This is a genomic window from Halioxenophilus aromaticivorans (assembly GCF_042850945.1).
Taxonomy (GTDB): Bacteria; Pseudomonadota; Gammaproteobacteria; order Pseudomonadales; family Cellvibrionaceae; genus Halioxenophilus; species Halioxenophilus aromaticivorans.
In genome coordinates this window covers 4,984,394-5,004,323 of sequence record NZ_AP031496.1, presented here as the reverse complement: position 1 = coordinate 5,004,323, position 19,930 = coordinate 4,984,394, and the positions used below count along the sequence as shown (strand labels likewise).

The following is a 19,930-nucleotide window of genomic DNA, read 5'->3' as shown; positions in this document are numbered from 1 at the left end:
TCAAACCGATTAGTATTGTGTATTAGCTTGGTGTTGTTTTAGGTGCCGCTAGTTGACCGGTAGCTTGAAACGGCATCCCTGCCGTTTCGCGCAGTCGAAATAAAAAAACAGGCTGTTTTATTTCGCTTAGTTTGCTTCGTCAAGAACTAGGCCTGGATAGGCTTGTATTTCATGCGCTTGGGCTCGGCATTCTCGCCCTTGCGCTGAACAAAGTCTTCATGGTACTCCGTGTAGTTGCCCTCAAAGAACACCACTTCACTGTCGCCTTCGTAGGCCAAAATATGAGTGGCCACCCGGTCAAGGAACCAGCGGTCGTGGGAAATAACCAGGGCGCAACCGGGGAAGTTCAGCAGCGCTTCTTCCAAGGCGCGTAGAGTTTCTACGTCCAGGTCGTTGGAGGGTTCATCCAGCAGCAAAACGTTGGCGCCTTGCTTCAGCGTGTTGGCCAAATGCAAGCGGCCGCGCTCACCGCCGGATAACTCGCCCACGCGTTTTTGTTGGTCGCTGCCTTTAAAATTAAAGCGGCCAACGTAGGAGCGCGAACTGACTTCGTAGTTATTGATTTGCAAAATATCGGCTCCGCCGGAGATGGCTTCCCAAACGGTTTGGTTGTCATCCAGGCCTTCTCGGGTTTGCTCTACAAAGGCAACGTCAACGGTATCGCCTTTTTCAATGTTGCCGGCATCGGGCTGTTCCTCGCCGGCAATCATACGGAATAGGGTAGATTTACCCGCACCGTTGCCTCCGACGATGCCCACAATAGCGCCCTTAGGAATGCTAAAGGTTAAATCGTTAATTAATACGCGGTCGCCAAAGCTTTTACTCACGCCATTAAATTCAATGACCTTGTCGCCCAATCGCTCACCAGGGGGGATGTAGATTTCGTTGGTTTCGTTGCGCTTTTGGAATTCCTGTGACTGCATTTCCTCAAACCGAGCCAAACGCGCTTTGTTTTTAGCGTGGCGGCCCTTGGGATTTTGGCGCACCCATTCCAGTTCGGCTTTAATGGCTTTTTGGTGTGAAGCCTCGGTTTTTTGTTCTTGCTCCAGGCGTTGCTCTTTGGCTTCTAACCAGGTGGAGTAATTGCCTTCATAGGGAATGCCACGGCCACGGTCGAGTTCTAAAATCCAGCCGGCGGCGTTATCTAAGAAATAGCGATCGTGGGTAATGGCCACCACGGTGCCGGGGAAGTCCACTAAAAAGCGTTCTAGCCAAAATACCGATTCGGCATCCAGGTGGTTGGTGGGTTCGTCCAAAAGCAGCATATCCGGGCGCGACAGTAACAAACGGCACAGGGCCACACGGCGGCGTTCACCACCGGATAATTTGGTTACGTCGGCGTCCCAGGCCGGCAGGCGCAGGGCGTCGGCGGCTTGTTCAAGTTTGTTGTTAAGATTGTGCGCATCCCAGGCCTGAATGATGTCTTCCAGCTTGGCCTGGCGTTTGGCCAGGGCGTCGAAGTCGGCACCCTCTTCGGCGTAGGCGGCGTACACCTGGTCTAATTCAGCCAGTGCATCCACGGCTTCTTGTACGCCTTCTTCAACGTTGCCGCGCACATCTTTTGCTGGGTCTAGCTGTGGTTCCTGGGACAGATAGCCAACGCTAATACCGGGCATTGGGCGGGCTTCGCCGTTGTAGTCTTGATCAACCCCGGCCATGATTTTTAGCAGTGTTGATTTACCCGATCCGTTTAACCCCAGAACGCCGATTTTGGCGCCAGGAAAAAACGACAGGGAAATATCTTTTAGAATTTCGCGTTTCGGTGGCACGATTTTGCCAACGCGATTCATGCTGTAAACGTATTGAGCCATGTGGCCAGTATCCTCACAGAAAATGTGCCGGGCACGGTAACCGATGGTTTAGGGTAGATCAATAGGGCGGGCTTGGGAATGGCAGGCGTAGATTAAAATGGCCACAAAAAAGCCGGCGCAATGGCCGGCTCTCGTACTGCGTTTTATCCCTGCACATCCTTATGCAAGTAGGGCTACGCCCAGATTAGAATCGGAAATCGATACCAATCTGTGCTTCCCACAGGGATAGGTTGTCTTCCAGGCTGTCCACGTTGCCACCTTTAAAATTGGTGAATACGTATTGGCCGGCGTCGTTGACTTCAACGTCTACCACTTCTTGGCTAAAGAACTGGGCGTCGTACTGGTGGCCCCAGCGGTCGTTTAGCAAGTTGCCCAGGTTGTTAACCAGTAGGTAAACAGACGCGTGGGTGTCGTCCGAGAAGCTTGGAATCTCTTGGCGCACGGCCAGGTTGATTTTGGTGCTCCAGTTGGAGTTCACTTCGTTGCGGCCTACGTAGCCAGAACCCAGCCCGTTTTTATCCGCCCAGGAGAAGAAAGCGTCCTGGTCGAAGGTGTCGGCAAACACCACGTTGGGGTCATCCGCGCCGGTAGGTACGTACAGCAGGTGGCGGCCGAAGAAGCCGTCGCCTTCCAGCGATTGGCCATCCATCACAAAGTTGCCGCCCTGGCCCTGGGCTCGCACGGCGGTTAGGGTGATGTTGGTTTCCAGGCCTGGAATAAACTCTTTGCTGTAGTTCAGGTTCATGCTGAAACGGTGTGGAACTTCGTAATTCGAGGTGCCAGGGCGCGGGTTGTTAACATCACGCAAGGCAGTGCTTTCGAAGTTTGAGCCCGCCGTGGAAGAGGTCATTGGGCTGATATCTTCCGATTCCACCAAGGCGTAACCCGCGCTAATCGTTAAGCCGTTTTCAAACGCTTTGGTTAAACCAATAGACGCGATAAAACCTTCGGCGTCGTAGCTGGAGTTAGTCAGCATATGTACGTCAGCGACATCACCAGAGAAGTCGTAAATGGGTGTGCCTGTGGTGGTGTAGCCGACGATGGTTTGGCTAATGTCCTGGTAGTAGGCGGCGTTTTCCAAGCGCGAGTAGATCAGGTCTAAATCCATGATCACGCCGTTGCCAAACTCGTGGGTGGTGCCTAAGGATATTTTCCACTCACCAGGCTGCTCGTAGTCTGGGTCAATTACCGCCGTTCGGCTGACTGTAGCGTCGTTCGCGGTTGTGGCCGCTACCGTATCGTAAAGCGATTGCAGGGGGGCGTAGCCAGGTCGGCCGCCATTGGCAAGCGGTGAGGTAAACAAGGATACGTCGTCTTCACGAATTTGAACGTTGGTAAAGCCATCGTTACTCCAAGCGTTGGATAACCACACGTTCGGGTTACCACCAGAAAACAAGCCAATACCGCCGCGGAAGGTGGTGGTGTCGCTGGCATCCCAGGTGAAACCAAAGCGTGGCATTAACAAATCAACACCGTCGATGCCGTTAGCATTAGAGAAGCCAAACTCATCTTCCCACGCTGGGTTGTAGTTGGGTGCGTCATCGCTGGTAAATTTCTCGTAACGCAAGCCGTAAACCAGGGTTAGGTTGGCATCGGCAATGTACCATTCATCCTGCACGTAAAAGGTGTGCAAGGTGTTTTCATAGGAAGCCGCGGCATCGTCGGAGTTGTTGGTGCCGCCACCGCTGCCGTAATAGTAACGAGCGGCTAGGCCAGCTTCAAAATCGTCGATGCTGTCAAAGCGAATTTCACCGCCGTCGGAGTGCTGCACAAACAGGTTGAATACAGACAGCGCCTCTTGCTCGTAACCAAAGGTTAATACGTGGTCGCCAGCAAGGTATTGAGCGTTAAGTTTAAAGTAGTCCGCTTCGGTATCCAGGGCGTTGGATTGACGTGAATCGTCGGTACCCATGTAAACGGTGTTGTCGCCAATGGAGATCTGCATTTCTGCAAAGCCTACGTCGGCCACGTTGACCTGGGAGTCGTTCATCTCGTTCTGGCTGTAGAACACTTCGGTGGAGAAGGTATCGGTCCACTGGGCAGCCCACTTGGCCGTTAAGGTCTCGGATTCGGCGCCTTTGGTGTAGAAGTGGTTGGCAAATTCAAACTCGTTGTCGTCGCTGTCCGAGGCGCGATTTTCGAAGCCTTCGTACTTGTTGTAGATCAACGTCAAGGTTTGCAGGTCAGTGATGTTCCAATCTAAGCGCGCTGAGTACTTTTCTTCCTCTTGTACGCCATTGCCTGGCATGCCTCCGGGGGTATAGTTGTAAACGGTTTGGGCAATGTTGGAAATGCGGTCGAAATCGTCCTGGCTTAACCAGTCGCGTACTTCACCGTTGTTGGTGCCGGCAACGCCCTGGGCAATAAATTCAGGCTCTTGGGATTCTTCGTAGGCAACGTAAAAGAATAATTTGTCTGGGATGATGTAACCGCCCAGGTCAAAACCGCGACGGTATTCGTCGTAGTCGTCGCTGTCATACTGGTTAAAGTCGCCGCCGCCAAAATCCAGAGAATCGCCGCGCAGGCTGTCGTCGGTGTATTGATAGAATACGCCGCCGTGGAATTCGTTGGAGCCGGTTTTGGTTACGGCGTTGATGGTACACGCGCTAAAGCCGCCGTAGTTTACGTCGAAGGGGGCCAGTTCGACCGATACCTGGCCAATGGCTGCCAGAGGGAAGGGCATACCGGTGGCGGTGGAGTAACCGTTGCTGTTCAAACCGAAGCGGTCGTTTTGGCTAACGCCGTCCAAAGTGGTGCTGTTAAATCGTGGGTGTTTACCCGCGCAGTTGATGCCGCCGCCTGGGTCCAGGTTAATGCGTGGGTCCACTGCGATCATTTCAGTTAGGTCGCGGCTGATGGTTACCGCAGTATCCAGTTCATATTGGCCAAAGCTGGCGGACGGGCCCACCGCCATGCTGTTCAGAGCGCCGGCATCGGCCACCACGGTGACTTCTTCCATGCTGGACTGAGAACCGCCCACGGTTAGGTTGTACACATCACCGAGGCTGATGGACTCAACCATGGTTTCTTTACCGTCGATAACCACACGGTAGGGGCCACCAACGGCCAAGTTGGGGGCAAAGAAGGAGCCCGATGCGTTGGTGTTGTAGGCGCGTTGCGAACCGGTGCGAGTATCAATAACCAATACTTCTGCGTTGGCCATTGGGCTGCCGCCAGGTGTTAGCACCTTACCGCGGATGGCCGAAGTTGTTTCCTGAGCGCTAACGCCTCCTGCCGTTGCGGCCAATATCACGGCCGCAGCTAAGCGCTGTTTTAAGAAAGGTTTCATAATGTTTTCCCTAAAAGGTCTAAAATGAGCTCTGCTCTGGTGGTGAGTAACGTGTAATATCTGGCTACTTAGACGGTTAAGTAGGCCAATACCGGCAATTGTCGAAGCAATTTATTACAAATTCGTTACAGGCAAGTGTTGAACCAGTTAAACGTCGTAACTAAAACCGGCGGCGGGTAGCTAAGTTATTCAGCCAAATTGCAGATGGAGCAGGTTATATGCAGGACAATGGCCGAAAAATGCCACTTTTTGGGGTGGTTTGTGCACTTTTGCTGTGCGTTAGTCAGTGGGTTAACAGTATGGAGAAAATTACCGAGGCGCAGGCCACGGCTGAGTCAAGTGCGCTTACTCCAACCCAGCTAAGAATCGCCACCTTTAATGTCAGTATGGAAGCCACCAACTATCAAACCGACCAGAATGAAGAGGCCAGCCTAGCGCTGCTCGAAGACGCTTTAGCCTCTGGTAGCCATCCGCAAATTCGCAACATTGCTGAAATCATCCAGCGCGTGCGGCCGGATATCCTATTGCTTAACGAGTTTGACTACATCCCGCAGCAAGCCAAGGGGATCGATCAATTTAAAAAGCGTTATTTAGCCGTGCCACAACACAGCGGTTTGCAACCCGTGGATTACCCCTACGCCTATATTGCGCCGGTCAACACTGGCGAGCCCAGCCCCTTCGACCTAAGCGGCGATGGCAAGGCCACCGGCAAGGGCGCCGATGCCTGGGGGTTTGGCTTTTATCCCGGGCAGTACGGCATGGTGGTGCTGTCTCGCTACCCCATCGCAGCAGATCAGGTACGCAGCTTTCAAAAGTTCAAATGGGCGGACATGCCCGGTGCCTTAAAACCGGTGGACCCAGAAACGGGGCAATCGTGGTACAGCGCTGAGGCCTGGCCCGAGCTGCGCTTATCGTCCAAATCGCTGTGGGATTTGCCCATCACGGTGGCCGGCCAAACCCTGCATGTGCTGGCATCCCACCCCACGCCGCCGGTGTTCGATGGCCCGGAAGATCGCAACGGCCGCCGCAACCACGATGAGATTCGCCTGTTGGCCGATTACCTCTCCCAGGCCGGGTATATTTACGACGATAACGGCAGCAAGGCGCCGTTTAGCGGCCAACGGTTTGTGATTTTGGGTGACTTAAACGCCAGCGTTTACAGCAAAGATACCCTGCCGGGTACCCTGGATCAGCTGTTTGACCACTCTGCTATCAATGCCAGCTTCACCCCAACCAGCAAAGGTGCCCACCAAAACGCACCGGGTGTGGCTGGCGCGGCCGAACACACTGCCGCCTGGAAGAGCCGGGCGGATTACGTTCTGCCTTCTAAACAAGGCTGGCGCATTGTCGATGGCGGCGTGTTTTGGCCTACCCAAGGCTCCGCAGAATATCGCCTAGTCGCCAGCCGTAAGGCCTCGTCGGACCACCGTTTGGTGTATTTGGATCTGCAAATTACCGACTAGGCCGCTTAGAACGCTTATTTCAGAGGTGCTTTTAAGGTTTGCATATTTAAAGTACAACTTTAAATATGCAAACCTACAGAGGCCCCTAACGCAAAAACATAAGCCAAAATAAGGCTTTCTCCAGGCTCTGTTAATGTTAATCCGGAGTCTCCCAGCACCGGTATAAAATAAGCGTCAAGCGGCCCTGTATTAGCCAGTGTTAACGTAATTCAAAGCTGGCGTACCTCGGCTAACATTTAACCCATTTGTGGCTCGTTACCTAGCCAACAAATAGTGTACAATCCGCGCCTCAATTTTCATGAGCCAAGTGTAGAGGGGTAGCCCATGTTCGATTCAGACAAGCCTTTATCATCCTACGACCCAGATATTTGGGCCGCCATCGTCGATGAAGACCGCCGCCAGGAAGAGCATATCGAGCTGATTGCCTCCGAAAACTACACTAGCCCGCAGGTTATGGCTGCCCAAGGCACCAAAATGACCAACAAGTACGCCGAAGGCTACCCTGGCAAGCGTTACTACGGCGGTTGTGAATACGTGGATAAAGCCGAGCAATTGGCTATCGAGCGCGCCAAAGAGCTGTTTGGTGCCGACTACGCCAACGTCCAGCCGCACTCCGGCTCCCAGGCCAACGCCGCGGTTTACCAAGCGCTGTGTGCCCCGGGCGATACCGTTTTGGGCTTTAGTTTGGCCCACGGTGGCCACCTGACCCACGGTGCCAAGGTTAACTTCTCCGGCAAAATGTACAACGCAGTGCAGTACGGCCTAAACCTAGAAACTGGCGAGGTCGACTATGACGAAGTAGAGCGCTTGGCTCAAAAGCATAAGCCTAAAATGATCGTGGCGGGTTTCTCTGCTTACTCCATGGTGATGGATTGGCAACGTTTCCGCGATATCGCTGACAGCGTTGGCGCCTACCTGATGGTGGATATGGCCCACGTTGCCGGTTTGGTTGCCGCAGGCGTATACCCAAGCCCCATTCAAATCGCCGATGTCACCACCTCTACCACCCATAAAACCCTGCGTGGCCCACGCGGTGGTATTATTTTGGCCCGCGCCAACGAAGAGATTGAAAAGAAACTCAATTCTGCCGTATTCCCCGGTGGCCAAGGTGGCCCGTTGATGCACGTTATCGCAGCTAAAGCGGTGAGCTTTAAAGAAGCATTAGAGCCTTCTTTTAAAACCTACCAAGAGCAGGTGGTTAAAAACGCCAAGGCTATGGCGGCTACGTTCATCGAGCGCGGTATCAAGATTGTTTCTGGCGGTACCGAAAACCACTTAATGTTGGTGGATTTGATTGGCAAAGAATACAGCGGTAAAGACGCCGATGCCGCTCTGGGCAAAGCCAACATCACTGTGAACAAAAACGCCGTGCCAAACGACCCGCGTTCACCGTTTGTTACTTCGGGCTTACGTGTGGGCACCCCCGCCATCACCACCCGTGGCTTTAAAGAAGAGCAGTGCGTGCAGCTAACCAACTGGATTTGCGACGTATTGGATAGCCTAGAAGCAGGCAACTCCGATGCCGTTATCGAATCCACTAAAGCCCAGGTACTGGCTTTGTGTAAGGAGTTCCCGGTTTACAAGTAAGCTTGTAACTGGCCGAGAAAACCGCAGCCTAGTCTGCGGTTTTTTTTGCCTAAAATTTGCGTTCAAGAACTTGCGGAAGTGAGCCGGGTTATGCAAAGGTCTCGGTGCGGGCTGCTACAGCAAAGCCCCAGTGTGCAGTACCGCTAATCTCGTAACATTACAAAACAAGCACAAATCGACCATAAAATAACGATAAAAAGAGAACTAAAATGACCGAAGAAGAAAGCAAATTACGAGTCAAGCTGGCTGCCTGTTATCGAATATTTGCCCACCTGGGGTGGGATGAGCTTATCTACAACCACATCACCGTAAAAATCCCAGGCAGCCAAGGCCAATTTCTGATTAACCCCTACGGTTTACACTACAGCGAAGTCACCGCCTCTAACCTGCTCAAGGTGAATGTTAAAGGCGAAAAGCTAGGCCATAGCCCGCACCAGCCCAACCCCGCCGGTATGATTATCCACACCGCCATTCACTCTGCTCGAGAAGATGCCGTGTGCATCGGCCACCTGCACACCGATGCTGGTTCCGTGGTGGCCTGCCAACAAAACGGGTTGCGACACGATAATTTCTATTCGGTACTGCTGCACGGCCAGGTGGCTTACCACGACTTTGAAGGCATTACCGTGATGCCCGGTGAACAAGAGCGCTTAGTTGCTAGCCTGGGTGATAAATCCTTACTAATCTTGCGCAACCACGGCCTGCTGGCCTGCGGTAATTCCATAGAGGATATGTTTATGCGCCTTTGGTTATTGCAGCGTGCCTGTGAAATCCAAGTGTCGGCAGATGCCTCCGGCCAGCCATTGATTCCTATCGACCAAAGCATTGCCGAAAAAACCGCACAGCTACTCAAACTGCAAACCGGGCCGGTGGCACCGGGTGTGTTGGAATTTAACGCCCTGCTTCGAAAAATCGACCGGTTGGATAATTCCTACAAAGAGTAACTTCTATAAATAGTAACCCCTATAAAGAGCAACTACTGCCCGCCGTCCACTTCCGATTCTACCAACTGCTTTAAATTGCGCAGGGTTTTAATGGGCACTTGGGCAAGGTTGGCGCGGTATAACCAGGCCGGCAGGCTGCCGGCTGGGTCGAGATATTGCTGCCAAGAGACGTGGGTTTGCTCCGGCGCCAGCTCGGTTAAGGTAAAAGAGCCCTGCGCTTGGCGCACCCGCACCAACTTGGATTGATTCACTCGCTGGCAGCCGGCACTGGTATTGTCTTGGCAGAAATCCGGTGCGGCCTCTAGGGTCACGGTAAAGGTGGGTTGGTCGTGGTTATTTTCGCCATCGCGGGCCTTGGCCGCCATAATCACATCGCGGTTACGCACAATGGGCAGTTGGGTCACTTGGTATACGGTGGCATCGGTGTAGTTATCCAGTGAGATGATTTCGCTACGCTGGCAGCCAAATACCCACTGGGGGTGGCGAGCAAAATCCATTAGGACGTTTTTCACCTTGGCCATTGGCGCCTGCACCGTTACCTCAGCTTTAAATTCAGGCAGTGCCGGCAGCGGGCTGCTGCGGGTGGAATAGGTTACCGGCGGCTTTTCTTTTTGCGTCTGCCAAGAGGAGGGCAGTTGTGCGCAGCCGGGTAGCAGTGCAATGCCAATCACCAACGCGGCTAAAATCACTGAAAGGTGGTGGCCAAAGTTGGCTGAGGCTTTTAACATAGATTCGGTACCCACATAGATTGAATTTGAAAGGGTTTTTGTTTTTTCTAGAGCAACGTTATGATTATTCACACAGTCGCATTTAAAACCAAACACCCGGCCGGCTCCCCACAAGAGCAGGCCTTTTTAACGGCCGGTGTGGTTCTTGCCAAGTTGCCAATGGTTAACAATTTTCAATGTTACCGCCAAGTGGGGCAGAAAAATGAGTACGACTTCGGCTTTTCCATGGAGTTTACCAATCAAGCCGACTACGACGCCTACTCTAATCATCCAGAACACGTGGCATTTGTGGAGAATATTTGGAAGCAAGAAATCGATGTGTTTTTAGAGCTGGATTACGTTAAACACGAATCTTTCTAATCGCTCTGACGCAGCGCTTAAACCGAGTAATAATTGGTAACCGCTTCCCGAGTCACAATACCCATGACTTCTGTTTCCAGTGCGAATGGCCTGGGGTTTTGAACATACACTGCATCAGTGGATTCGGTTTTCATCAACAAGTGTGCTTCCAGCAGTGTGGCTTGCTCGTGGATGGGGGGCAGCAGGGTTTGATCGCCGGGCAGTTCTTGCAGGTCTATTTCTTCTTCCAGCGTCAGTATTTTTTCCGGTGCCGATTCCAAAAACTTGGCTAAATCTGCGGCTTTGATCAGCCGTTTTGGTTTATCCAACTCTGCCAGTACTATCCAGGTGGGTTTGTCTTCTAGCAGTGCGCGGGCCTGGTCGTAATCCAGTTTGCCTCGGCTGCGCACAAAGCTGGTGGTGGCTACCTGGAATACCCCAACCCTGCTTAGTTCAGAGGTTAAGCCAGAGGATTTAATTCGGCGCCCTTGCTGTTTAAGCATGATCAAAAATATGCCTTTGTCGCCCATAAAAATACGAGTACACAGGCAAGAGATCACAACCACCAACATGCTGGGGAAAATAATATTGGGGTTGGCGGTTAACTCCAGAATGGTGATCAGTGCGGTTAGTGGCGCGTTAAGTACCGAGCCAAGCGTGGCGGCCATGCCAAGTAGCACGTAAAAGCCGGGGTCTGAGGCATCGCCGTCGTGAATCCACGCACTGCCCACGCCCAGGGCTGCGCCCACCAAGCCGCCAATGAAAATCGTGGGGCCTATTAGCCCACCGGGCATGCCAGCGCTGATACTTACCCCGGTGGTGAGCAACTTGCAGACAAGAATTACCAACAACAGTTTAATGGCGATGTTGCCTTCCATGGCTTGTGCCAAGGTGTCGTAGCCCATGCCCAGCACCTGCGGCACAAATACCGCTACGCCACCGGTAAAAATACCGGCCAGCGTGACTCTTACGCTGACCGGCACTTGGCTTACCCGGTGGCCCAGGGTGAGCAAATAGGAATAGGTGATCGCCACCAGGCCTATGGCAACACCGGCCAACATTAAATAGGGCAGCTCTGAAAGCGCGGCCAGGCTCACCGTGTGCACGGTAAACACCGGCGCCGTGCCGAAGGCAACCTGCGATAATAAAGAGCCGGCGAAGGAGGCCATGATAATGGGAATAAACCCGGCGATGGAGTATTCCATCAACACCACTTCCATGGCGAACACCACGCCGGCCAAGGGAGTGTTAAACGCCGCGGAAATGGCCGCTCCTACGCCGGCGGCTACCACTACGCGCATGCTGTTATTGGGGATTTTTAGCGCTTGGCCCAGCAAGCTGCCGGCACCTGCGCCCAAATGCACGGCCGGGCCTTCTCGGCCTACGGACTGGCCCGACATCAACAAGGTAACGCCAGCCACAAATTGCACCAAAAAATTGGGCCAGGGTAGATGCCCCTGATGGTTGTGGATGCGGTCGAGCACGTGGCCAACCCCCACTTTCAAAATGCGATCGGGCAGCAATTGCAAGCCCACGCCAATCACCAGGGCGCCGGCGGCGGGTAGCAAGAAGCGCTCTAATTGGCTCAAAGATTCGAATCCATCGGCGCTGCCTAGCCAAGCAATCAGTGGGGCGTCCATGGCGAAGCGGAAGGCGATGATCACACAAGCGGCGGCGATGCCGGCCAAGGTGCCAAGAATGGTTAATTGCGGGAGAGCATTTAAATAAGACAGCTGACGCCGCAGGTCGCTTAATCGGCGCCGCAGTCTGGCGCTAAGTGTCTTGTCCAAGTGGTGTCCTTACTACGATGGCGGCCAGATTGCTGTCGTTTGATCATCAACTGCAAAGTATATAGGCATTGCTGTGAGCTGGCACGCCGCCATGCTTCAGTGGCCAACAATGGTTACCAATGGCGGCTCAGTGGAATCCCGACGAGAGTTTTAGACAAATTAATCTAATTTTACCCAAATGCACGCCTGCGGGGCGGTGATTAGCTTTAGCTTTGCTGCTTAGGGCACTATCATAACTGCCCTAATTGCAGTACTAAGTTGAGAGGGCGACATTATGATTAAAGCAGGCATTGTAGGTGGCACCGGATACACCGGAGTAGAGTTATTGCGTCTGCTGGTTAGCCATCCAGAAGTAGAGGTTGCCCAAGTCACTTCGCGCTCCGACGCTGGTATTCCCGTAGCGGATATGTTCCCAAGTTTACGCGGCATCCTTGGCATTAACTTTACCGAGCCAGACCCAGACGCCCTGGCCCAGTGCGATGTGGTCTTTTTTGCCACGCCCCATGGTGTAGCTCAAAGCCAAATGCCGGCTTTGATTGAACGCGGTGTTCGAGTGGTGGACCTCTCCGCCGACTTTCGAATTCGCGACGCCGCATTGTGGGCTCAATGGTACGGCCAACCCCACGGTTGCCCGGAATTAATTGGCCAAGCCGTCTACGGCCTGCCTGAGCGCAACCGCGCTGCAATTGCTGAAGCGCAATTAGTGGCTTGCCCGGGCTGTTATCCCACGGCAACCCAGTTGGCGTTGTTGCCTTTGTTGGAAAATAACCTGGTCGACCCCAGTCATTTAATCGCCAATGCTGCTTCCGGTGTCAGTGGTGCCGGTAAGCAGGCCAAGGTAGCCAATTTGTTTGCTGAGGTGGCCGACAGTTTCAAAGCCTACGCCTCTGCCGGCCATCGTCATTTGCCAGAAATAGAACAGGGCCTTAGAGATGCTCAGAGCGAGGGCCAAGCGCCCGCCGAGCTTACCTTTGTGCCGCATTTGCTGCCCATGATCCGTGGCATTCACGTGACTGCCTACGCCACCTTGCTGGGCGAGCCCCAGGATTTAACCGCGTTGTTCGCCGAGCGCTACAAAAGTGAACCCTTCGTGGATGTGTTGCCAGCGGGCTCTCACCCCGAAACGCGCAGCGTAAAGAGCTCTAATATGTGTCGCATTTCTGTGGTTCAGCCCCAGGGCAGAGACACGGTGGTGGTGATGTCTGTCATCGATAACCTCACCAAAGGGGCCTCCGGGCAGGCGGTGCAAAACATGAATATCATGTTTGGCTTCGATGAATCCGCCGGGCTCCAGGCCGCAGCTTTGTTGCCTTAATGATCGCATAGACAGTAGCTAGGGCGTCTCGTGTCAGGGAAATCAATAAGTGCGCCGGAATTGGTTGTGGTAGAACGGCGGCCATGGTTGGTGCCGGCTGTTGCTGGTGCTTGGTGTGTGTCTATTGTGGTCGCCGCAACCTTGAGTGCGGTTTTGCTCAGTAAGCAGGCGCGGGATCTTAACCGTGAATTGGCCCATGAGAACCAGCGGGTGGTGGCGGATGCTCAGCAGGCTAGGCTGCACGCCGAACAAGCACTGCTACAGTTAGAGACTCAAAAGGCCGCCACAAATATAGATCGCGTTGCAGCCTCCAAAAACCGCGAAGACATCGTCGCGTTGCAAGCCACCATTGCGCAGTTGCAAGCCGAGATCGGCTTTTACCGAGGGCTGATGGACCCAAACAGCAAGCGTAAGGGTGTTGATGTGGGCAGTGTGCAGTTGTTTGCCACCACGGACCCGTTGCGCTACCGCTACAGTGTTGTGGTGCAGCAGGTGGCGGCCAATCACAATCGCGTTTCAGGCGCAATAGAACTGTCCGTTGTTGGTAGGGCTGAAGGTAAAGAGAGCCGCCTGTCGCTTTCGCAAGTTTCCCAGCAGGCCGAGCAAGACACGATTAAACTCAAGTTTAAATATTTTCAAACCCTAGAGGGTGAAATCAGTTTGCCAGAGGGCTTTCAGCCTGATTGGCTAGAGTGGCAATTGAAGGCAACCGTCTCAGGTAAGACGTCCAACGATAGCGGCAAGCTGGCATGGCAAACGACGGAGGTAAATTATGTTTGGAAGTAAAAAAGGCGCTGGAGCACCGGCTCAGTCCAGTAAACCGGCTTCGCCCCGCGGCGGCGTTACCGGCACGACACTGATCTCTAAAAGCACCGAAATCACCGGCGATTTAAAGTTCAGTGGCAGCCTGGTTGTGGAAGGCACCGTAACCGGTAATATAGTCAGCCAAGAGGGATCAGACGCACGGCTGCAGTTGTTCGACAGCGGTGTGGTGTGCGGTGAGATTCGAGTGCCTTCCGTGGTGATCAACGGCCGTGTTCAGGGTGATGTGTATGCCTCGGAGCATGTTGAGTTGGCGGCTCAGGCGGTGGTTGATGGCAATGTGCATTACAAGCTCATCGAAATGGTGAAGGGTGCCCAGGTCAACGGCAATTTGGTGTATGGTAGTAAAGAGCCCGAATCAGAACCAGACTCCGGTAGCTCTGTGGTGGCAATCAACGAAGACGCCAAGGCCGTACAAGATCCAGAAGCCAGCGACGACAGTAATCTAGTTGCGGTCAGCGAAGATAACAAAGCGAACAATAATGCCTCCGGTGGGTTGAAATCTCGCGGTGGCAGACGCAGATAGTAACGTCCGTCGGCGATGTGCTCGCCGCTAATTAATCAATGAGGTAAGCATGTCATCAGGTGTGCAGTTTCAAGATATCGGCAGCAATCAATTGTTGCATGTAACCAGTAACGCCGTAGCTAAGGTGCGTGAGTTGGTGGATGACGAAGGTAACGATGACCTAAAACTTCGGGTGTACGTCACCGGCGGAGGCTGCTCCGGCTTCCAATACGGGTTTACCTTCGATGAGAAAACCGCTGACGACGACAGCTTGGTGGAGGTCGATGGCGTCACCGTGGTGGTCGATGCTCTGAGCTATCCATTCCTCAGCGGCGCGACCGTTGATTACGAACACGGCTTGTCTGGCTCCCGGTTCACTGTAACCAATCCCAATGCCTCCAGCACCTGTGGTTGCGGTGCCTCTTTCTCTATCTAAGCTCTCCTATGGCTCGCAACTGCTCAGTCTTCGTCTGCGGGCTCCTCTTCTTACTATGCGTTTTGCCCCTTCACGCCCAGTACGGCGTGGTCACTTCACCCATTGCGCTGGAACAAGGCGCAAATTACCTAGCCCGTATCGGCCAAAATGACCCGGAAGAGTTGGGCCGTGCATTGGACCGCATAGAACAGCTGTTCATGGTCGAAAGCGCTGGCGGCGACTATGAGCCGGTGGTCATTGTTCTCCATGGTCCGGAAGTAGCGGTGTTTCAGCGTCAAAACTACCACCAGTTCAAACATATCGTGGATCGAGCGGCACGCTTGAGCGCGTTTAACGTGGTGGATATTAGGGTGTGTGAAACTCGGCTGGATGTTCTCGGCGGTGCCGTGGATGCTCTGGTGCCTTTTATTGGTACTGTGCCCTATGGGCCGGCTGAGATTGAACGCTTAACTGGCGCGGGATACCTGCATTTTTAAACGCCAGCGACGTAGATCCCACCCAACACACAGGCTTTAGCGGCGCCAGTTACGGCAGTATGGCTGCCAGGCAGGCGATGCATGCGCTGGTGGGCCAGCCATGCGAAGCCGCAGGCCTCTACCCAGTCGGCGGCAATACCTATCTCGTCCGTGGTGCCCACGGCCACCCCTGGCAGAAGCTGGTTCAGCCTCGTCATCAAGGCGCCGTTGTGCGCGCCACCACCACAAATATAGAGCTCGGCGCTGGGGCAATGCTGGGTAATGCCGGTAACGATGCTTTGCGCCGTGAATTCTAGCAGGGTGGCTTGTACATCCTGCGGGCTGGGCTCATGGCTCAGTTGGCTGACAAGCTCATTCACCCAGTGCAAATGAAACTCTTCTCGCCCAGTGCTCTTTGGTGGCGGCAACAGCAAAAATGGGTGTTGTAAAAAACGGGCTAGTAACTCCGGTAGCACAGTGCCCCCGGCAGCCCACTGGCCGTTGGCGTCAAAGGGCTGCTGCCTGTGGTGGTTAATCCAACAATCCATTAATGCATTGCCAGGGCCGAGATCAAAGCCTTTAATCTCACCGGATGCAGGCAGCCAGGTGACGTTGCTGATGCCGCCGACATTGCACAGGCTGCGATTGACGTCACCACTGCCGAATAATGCCTGATGGAAGATGGGCGCCAATGGCGCCGCTTGGCCTCCGGCTGCCATGTCCATGCGTCTAAAATCCGCCACCGTAGTAATGCCGGTTTTAAACGCAATGATGTTGGGGTCCCCCAGTTGCCAAGTAAAAGGGCCTTGGTGTTCTTGGCTGGGGCGATGGCGAATGGTTTGCCCGTGGCTGCCAATGGCGGTGATGTCGCTGGCTGTAAGGTTGGACTTCGCCAACAGCGCTAACGTTGCCTTCGCAAAATGCTCGGCGATCTCTCTGTCGCAGGCGCCGATAAGATCCAGGCTAGCTTGGTCGGCGTGGCAAAGATGATGGATGTGTTGTTTGAGGGCGGGCGGAAATGTGTGGCTGTGGCTGTCGAGTAGGGTGATTTGCTCGCTATTTACGCTGATGAGGGCAGCATCGATACTATCGATGCTGGTGCCCGACATCAGGCCAATATACAGCTCTGTCATTGCTCTTTTTGTTCTTCGTCGTCTTTCAAAGCCAGTTGAGAGTTGCCGGCGTAGCCTAGCTGCGATAGCAGGGGCTGGGTTTGCTGAGCAAAGCGCAGCATATCGTTGTTGGGTACCGATTTGGCTTTAGGCAACTTTACGGTTACCGGGTTGCGCACCGCGCCATTGACGTAAAATTCAAAGTGCAAATGAGGCCCCGTGGCCAAGCCTGTGCTACCCACATAGCCAATGATATCGCCCTGCTTAACCCAGGAGTTCGCTCTCACGCCTTTTCTGAACTTGTGCAGATGGGCATAGCGGGTTTGATAGGTTTGGCCGTGTTGAATCTTAACCACGTTGCCATAGCCGCCGTTTCGGCCAGCAAAGGTGACTCGGCCATCGCCGACGGCACGAATGGGGGTGCCGGTGGGGGCTGCGTAGTCGGTGCCCTTGTGAGCACGGATGGTGTTAAGCACAGGGTGTTTACGCTTCAAATTAAAGTGCGAGCTAATACGAGCGAAATCCACCGGACTGCGCAGAAACTCTTTGCGCATGGATTGGCCGTCCGGTGTGAAGTATTGGCTCACCCCTTCTGGGTTGGTGTAGCGCACGGCGCGGAACGTTTTGCCGCGGTTGGTGAATTCCGCCGCCATGATATTACCGTTGCCGAGTTTTTTATCGCCGATGAACTGCTCTTCGTAGAGCACTTTAAAGTCATCGCCACGGCGAATGTCCAGGGCGAAATCGACGTCCCAGCCAAAGATGTCCGCCAGCGCCATGGTGATATTGTCATCCATGCCGGCTTCGTTGGCGGCAACAAACAGGGAGGAATCAATAGTCGCGGTGCGGTAGGTCATTCGCACTTCTGGCGTGAGTGTGTCTTTGGTGAAGTCAAAGGTATCGTCGTTGCGCACGAAAACATGGGTTTCCAGCTCGTTAGGGCGGTAGCGCAGGGCCTGCAGTTTGCTGTCTTCGCTGATGTGGAAATCCAGTTTTTCACCCGGCTTTAGCTTGGTTAGCTCTTTGGCTTCTTTTTGGCTGTTGATTAGGCGGAACAAATCCGTGGCGCTTAGGCCCACCTTAAAGAAAATACGGCTTAGGTTCTCACCGGATTTGACCTCTACCTGATTCCACTCAATGGCCAGTTCATCCGGCAGTTGGTGCTCCGGGAATGGGTCGGTTTCAGTGAAGAAGTTTGCATCCAACGGTGTTAAATCAGGTGGGGCTAATGATTGCTCCGAACTTGTTTCTAGATTGCTGTCCAGTGTTTGTTCATCACTGTTGGTATGCGTGGTGCGGCCTTGTTGAACGGCTTTCAGCGTTTCAGGGTCGTGACGAATCGCTTCGGCATCTTTACTGGGCCAAAGGGAGAGTGTTGCCGTTAGGCAGACCGTGAGCCCACTAGTGACTACGAGGTGGCTTTTGGGAAAGTGAGCCCAGCAGGTGTCGAACAAGCTTTTCATTGCAGAAACAAACGGTTAAGAGGTGTGGTTAATTGCATTGTTAAATTGATAGACGTACATCTTTGTTTATAACAGAAAAAATATAGCCTAGCATCAAAAAGACTACCAATTTATCGAAATTTACAGGAAAGCACAGTGTTTGTTTTTGTGACGTAATTCGGTATCTTGCGCCCACATTAATGACGAACCGCTCTAACGTGTAGTGGAGCAACCACTAAAAGCGAGATATCAAGCTAATGAGTAACGAATGGGATGTAATCGGTGATTTGCAGGCGCGCGGATTGATCAACCAAATGACCGGTGAAGATCAGCTTGCGGAGCACCTTAGTGGTGGGGTTCGTACACTCTATTGTGGCTTCGATCCTACGGCGGACAGTTTGCACATTGGCAGTTTGGTGCCTCTGCTGGCACTGCGGCGTTTTCAGTTGGCTGGCCACAAGCCGGTGGCGCTGGTGGGTGGCGCTACAGGTTTAATTGGCGATCCGAGCTTTAAGGCGCAAGAGCGCAAGCTCAATACAGCGGATGTGGTGGCAGGCTGGGCGGATAAAATACGCGCCCAGGTGTCGCAGTTTGTCGACTTCGAAAACGATAGGGCCGAGGTGGTTAACAATCTAGATTGGGTAGGTCAGCTTAATCTTATCGAGTTCCTGCGCGATGTTGGCAAGCACTTTTCTGTCAATAACATGATCAATAAGGAATCGGTGAAGCAGCGGCTGGATCGCGAAGGCGCTGGTATCTCCTACACTGAATTTACCTACATGTTGCTGCAGAGCTACGACTTTGCTGAACTCTACAACCGGTCCCAGTGCACCTTGCAAATTGGTGGTTCAGATCAATGGGGCAATATTGTCGGTGGCGTGGATCTGGCGCGTAAAATGTATGGCGGTCAGGTGTTTGGCCTGACGTTACCGCTGGTTACCAAATCCGATGGGACTAAATTCGGTAAAACAGAATCGGGCACTATTTGGTTGTCCGCAAACAAGACCTCACCCTACATGTTTTATCAGTTTTGGTTAAACACTGCCGACGCCGACGTATACAAGTTTCTTAAATACTTCACATTTTTACCGGTGTCTCAGATTGACGATATCGAACAGCAAGATGCCCATGCTGAGGGTCGGCCTCAAGCCCAGTCGGTCCTAGCCGAAGAGGTAACGCGTCTGGTTCACGGTGAAACCGGCTTGGCTGCTGCCAAACGCATCACCGAAGCGCTCTTTAGTGGCGACGCGAGCGAGTTGGGTGAAAGCGATTTGGAGCAATTAGCGCTGGATGGTTTGCCTTCCACCAATGTTAGCTATGAAGCTTTGAAGGATCAGCCGCTGACCAGTGTGCTGGCTGACTGCGGTATGGTGAAGGCCGGGCGAGAGGTGAAAGATGCGCTGGGTCGAAACGCGGTTTGGATCAATGGCCTGGCCAAAGGTGCTGGCGACAATATGTCCACCACAGAAAGCTTTAGCCAGGCGGGTGCCCGTTATGGTCGTTTCTTCTTAGTAAAGCTGGGCAAAAAGAAAAATCACTTGTTTTCAGTAAACTACTAAATTTTATGAAAAAAAAGCCTTGCCAATCCCTGCGGCCTCACTTATAGTTCGCGCCCTCGCTTGGGGGGTAACCCGAAAGCAAGAGGGAGCACTGAGGCCGCTGGCATTAAAGCGGTAGTGTATTTGGGGCTAGAAAGCTCACAATCAAAATGAAGATTGTTAAAACAAATGCTTGTCAAACTCAGGTGCATGCGTATAATGCGCATCCCGACGTTGAGCAGGGTGGTTGAGAGTGAATCACTCAAGACTGTAAAAGCCCAGTCAGCGTATCCAGATTTGTGGAAATGGCATCGCCTTTGCGCGGTGTTAGCACTTTAACAAGTTAAACAAGCA

15 protein-coding genes and 1 pseudogene are annotated in these 19,930 nt (G+C 53.3%); 10 read left to right on the top strand and 6 right to left on the bottom strand.

Features of this window, described 5'->3' with window-relative positions; translation table 11 throughout:
• Nucleotides 1–146 precede the first annotated feature (146 nt).
• The gene (ettA, locus tag ACGHM3_RS21340) at nucleotides 147–1,811 is read right to left on the bottom strand and encodes an energy-dependent translational throttle protein EttA (protein ID WP_345421081.1); all 1,665 of its coding nucleotides are present in this window, start codon (nucleotides 1,809–1,811) and stop codon (nucleotides 147–149) included.
• A gap of 184 nt (nucleotides 1,812–1,995) precedes the next feature.
• Complete coding sequence (locus ACGHM3_RS21335; RefSeq protein ID WP_345421084.1) at nucleotides 1,996–5,100, bottom strand: TonB-dependent receptor; 3,105 nt, start codon at nucleotides 5,098–5,100, stop codon at nucleotides 1,996–1,998.
• A gap of 218 nt (nucleotides 5,101–5,318) precedes the next feature.
• Here ACGHM3_RS21335 and ACGHM3_RS21330 point away from each other — a divergent pair, with 218 nt between their 5' ends.
• The 3 genes and pseudogenes from ACGHM3_RS21330 to ACGHM3_RS21320 all read left to right on the top strand — a co-directional run.
• Nucleotides 5,319–6,563: an endonuclease/exonuclease/phosphatase family protein gene (locus ACGHM3_RS21330; RefSeq protein ID WP_345421087.1), complete on the top strand. Its 1,245-nt coding sequence runs from the start codon at nucleotides 5,319–5,321 to the stop codon at nucleotides 6,561–6,563.
• Nucleotides 6,564–6,887: 324 nt separating this feature from the next.
• The gene (gene glyA / locus ACGHM3_RS21325) at nucleotides 6,888–8,150 is read left to right on the top strand and encodes a serine hydroxymethyltransferase (RefSeq protein ID WP_345421090.1); all 1,263 of its coding nucleotides are present in this window, start codon (nucleotides 6,888–6,890) and stop codon (nucleotides 8,148–8,150) included.
• Nucleotides 8,151–8,356: 206 nt separating this feature from the next.
• Nucleotides 8,357–9,094: pseudogene (locus tag ACGHM3_RS21320) on the top strand (class II aldolase/adducin family protein); the annotation flags it as partial.
• 32 nt (nucleotides 9,095–9,126) lie between these two features.
• Here the strand turns inward: ACGHM3_RS21320 and ACGHM3_RS21315 are convergent.
• Nucleotides 9,127–9,822, bottom strand: coding sequence for an START domain-containing protein (locus tag ACGHM3_RS21315; RefSeq protein WP_345421093.1), 696 nt, complete (start codon nucleotides 9,820–9,822; stop codon nucleotides 9,127–9,129).
• A 60-nt stretch (nucleotides 9,823–9,882) separates the two neighbouring features.
• On the opposite strand from ACGHM3_RS21315, the gene ACGHM3_RS21310 reads away from it, so the two are divergent.
• Complete coding sequence (locus ACGHM3_RS21310) at nucleotides 9,883–10,182, top strand: Dabb family protein (protein WP_345421096.1); 300 nt, start codon at nucleotides 9,883–9,885, stop codon at nucleotides 10,180–10,182.
• 17 nt (nucleotides 10,183–10,199) lie between these two features.
• Here the strand turns inward: ACGHM3_RS21310 and ACGHM3_RS21305 are convergent, their stop codons facing one another.
• On the bottom strand, nucleotides 10,200–11,951 hold the full coding sequence (locus ACGHM3_RS21305; protein WP_345421099.1) for a chloride channel protein: 1,752 nt from the start codon (nucleotides 11,949–11,951) through the stop codon (nucleotides 10,200–10,202).
• 274 nt (nucleotides 11,952–12,225) lie between these two features.
• Here ACGHM3_RS21305 and argC point away from each other — a divergent pair, with 274 nt between their 5' ends.
• The 5 genes from argC (at nucleotide 12,226) to ACGHM3_RS21280 (ending at nucleotide 15,505) form a co-directional block, all read left to right on the top strand.
• Nucleotides 12,226–13,266 carry an N-acetyl-gamma-glutamyl-phosphate reductase gene (gene argC / locus ACGHM3_RS21300; protein ID WP_345421102.1) on the top strand — a complete coding sequence of 347 codons (1,041 nt, stop codon included), beginning with the start codon at nucleotides 12,226–12,228 and terminating at the stop codon, nucleotides 13,264–13,266.
• Between the two features lie 30 nt (nucleotides 13,267–13,296).
• Complete coding sequence (locus ACGHM3_RS21295) at nucleotides 13,297–14,052, top strand: DUF6776 family protein (protein ID WP_345421105.1); 756 nt, start codon at nucleotides 13,297–13,299, stop codon at nucleotides 14,050–14,052.
• The gene (locus ACGHM3_RS21290; protein ID WP_345421108.1) at nucleotides 14,039–14,614 is read left to right on the top strand and encodes a polymer-forming cytoskeletal protein; all 576 of its coding nucleotides are present in this window, start codon (nucleotides 14,039–14,041) and stop codon (nucleotides 14,612–14,614) included. Before ACGHM3_RS21295 ends, ACGHM3_RS21290 begins: the two co-directional genes overlap by 14 nt.
• 49 nt (nucleotides 14,615–14,663) lie before the next feature.
• Nucleotides 14,664–15,029: an iron-sulfur cluster insertion protein ErpA gene (gene erpA / locus ACGHM3_RS21285; RefSeq protein ID WP_345421111.1), complete on the top strand. Its 366-nt coding sequence runs from the start codon at nucleotides 14,664–14,666 to the stop codon at nucleotides 15,027–15,029.
• Between the two features lie 62 nt (nucleotides 15,030–15,091).
• Nucleotides 15,092–15,505, top strand: coding sequence for an acyl-CoA transferase (locus ACGHM3_RS21280; RefSeq protein ID WP_345421114.1), 414 nt, complete (start codon nucleotides 15,092–15,094; stop codon nucleotides 15,503–15,505).
• Here the strand turns inward: ACGHM3_RS21280 and ACGHM3_RS21275 are convergent.
• On the bottom strand, nucleotides 15,502–16,617 hold the full coding sequence (locus tag ACGHM3_RS21275) for an anhydro-N-acetylmuramic acid kinase (protein WP_345421117.1): 1,116 nt from the start codon (nucleotides 16,615–16,617) through the stop codon (nucleotides 15,502–15,504). The genes ACGHM3_RS21280 and ACGHM3_RS21275 overlap by 4 nt on opposite strands.
• Nucleotides 16,614–18,059: a peptidoglycan DD-metalloendopeptidase family protein gene (locus tag ACGHM3_RS21270; RefSeq protein WP_345421120.1), complete on the bottom strand. Its 1,446-nt coding sequence runs from the start codon at nucleotides 18,057–18,059 to the stop codon at nucleotides 16,614–16,616. The genes ACGHM3_RS21275 and ACGHM3_RS21270 overlap by 4 nt, the downstream gene beginning before the upstream one ends.
• A gap of 236 nt (nucleotides 18,060–18,295) precedes the next feature.
• Between ACGHM3_RS21270 and tyrS the strand changes: the two genes are divergently transcribed.
• Entirely contained in the window at nucleotides 18,296–19,597 is a 1,302-nt protein-coding gene (gene tyrS, locus ACGHM3_RS21265) for a tyrosine--tRNA ligase (protein WP_345421123.1), read from the top strand.
• The last annotated feature ends 333 nt before the right edge of the window (nucleotides 19,598–19,930 follow it).

Excerpts from the sequence above, each read along its gene's own strand:
- ettA (WP_345421081.1), bottom strand. The coding sequence starts at position 1,811 with ATGGCTCAATACGTTTACAGCATGAATCGCGTTGGCAAAATCGTGCCA.
- ACGHM3_RS21335 (WP_345421084.1), bottom strand. The coding sequence starts at position 5,100 with ATGAAACCTTTCTTAAAACAGCGCTTAGCTGCGGCCGTGATATTGGCC.
- ACGHM3_RS21330 (WP_345421087.1), top strand. The coding sequence starts at position 5,319 with ATGCAGGACAATGGCCGAAAAATGCCACTTTTTGGGGTGGTTTGTGCA.
- glyA (WP_345421090.1), top strand. The coding sequence starts at position 6,888 with ATGTTCGATTCAGACAAGCCTTTATCATCCTACGACCCAGATATTTGG.
- ACGHM3_RS21315 (WP_345421093.1), bottom strand. The coding sequence starts at position 9,822 with ATGTTAAAAGCCTCAGCCAACTTTGGCCACCACCTTTCAGTGATTTTA.
- ACGHM3_RS21310 (WP_345421096.1), top strand. The coding sequence starts at position 9,883 with ATGATTATTCACACAGTCGCATTTAAAACCAAACACCCGGCCGGCTCC.
- argC (WP_345421102.1), top strand. The coding sequence starts at position 12,226 with ATGATTAAAGCAGGCATTGTAGGTGGCACCGGATACACCGGAGTAGAG.
- ACGHM3_RS21290 (WP_345421108.1), top strand. The coding sequence starts at position 14,039 with ATGTTTGGAAGTAAAAAAGGCGCTGGAGCACCGGCTCAGTCCAGTAAA.
- erpA (WP_345421111.1), top strand. The coding sequence starts at position 14,664 with ATGTCATCAGGTGTGCAGTTTCAAGATATCGGCAGCAATCAATTGTTG.
- ACGHM3_RS21275 (WP_345421117.1), bottom strand. The coding sequence starts at position 16,617 with ATGACAGAGCTGTATATTGGCCTGATGTCGGGCACCAGCATCGATAGT.
- ACGHM3_RS21270 (WP_345421120.1), bottom strand. The coding sequence starts at position 18,059 with ATGAAAAGCTTGTTCGACACCTGCTGGGCTCACTTTCCCAAAAGCCAC.
- tyrS (WP_345421123.1), top strand. The coding sequence starts at position 18,296 with ATGAGTAACGAATGGGATGTAATCGGTGATTTGCAGGCGCGCGGATTG.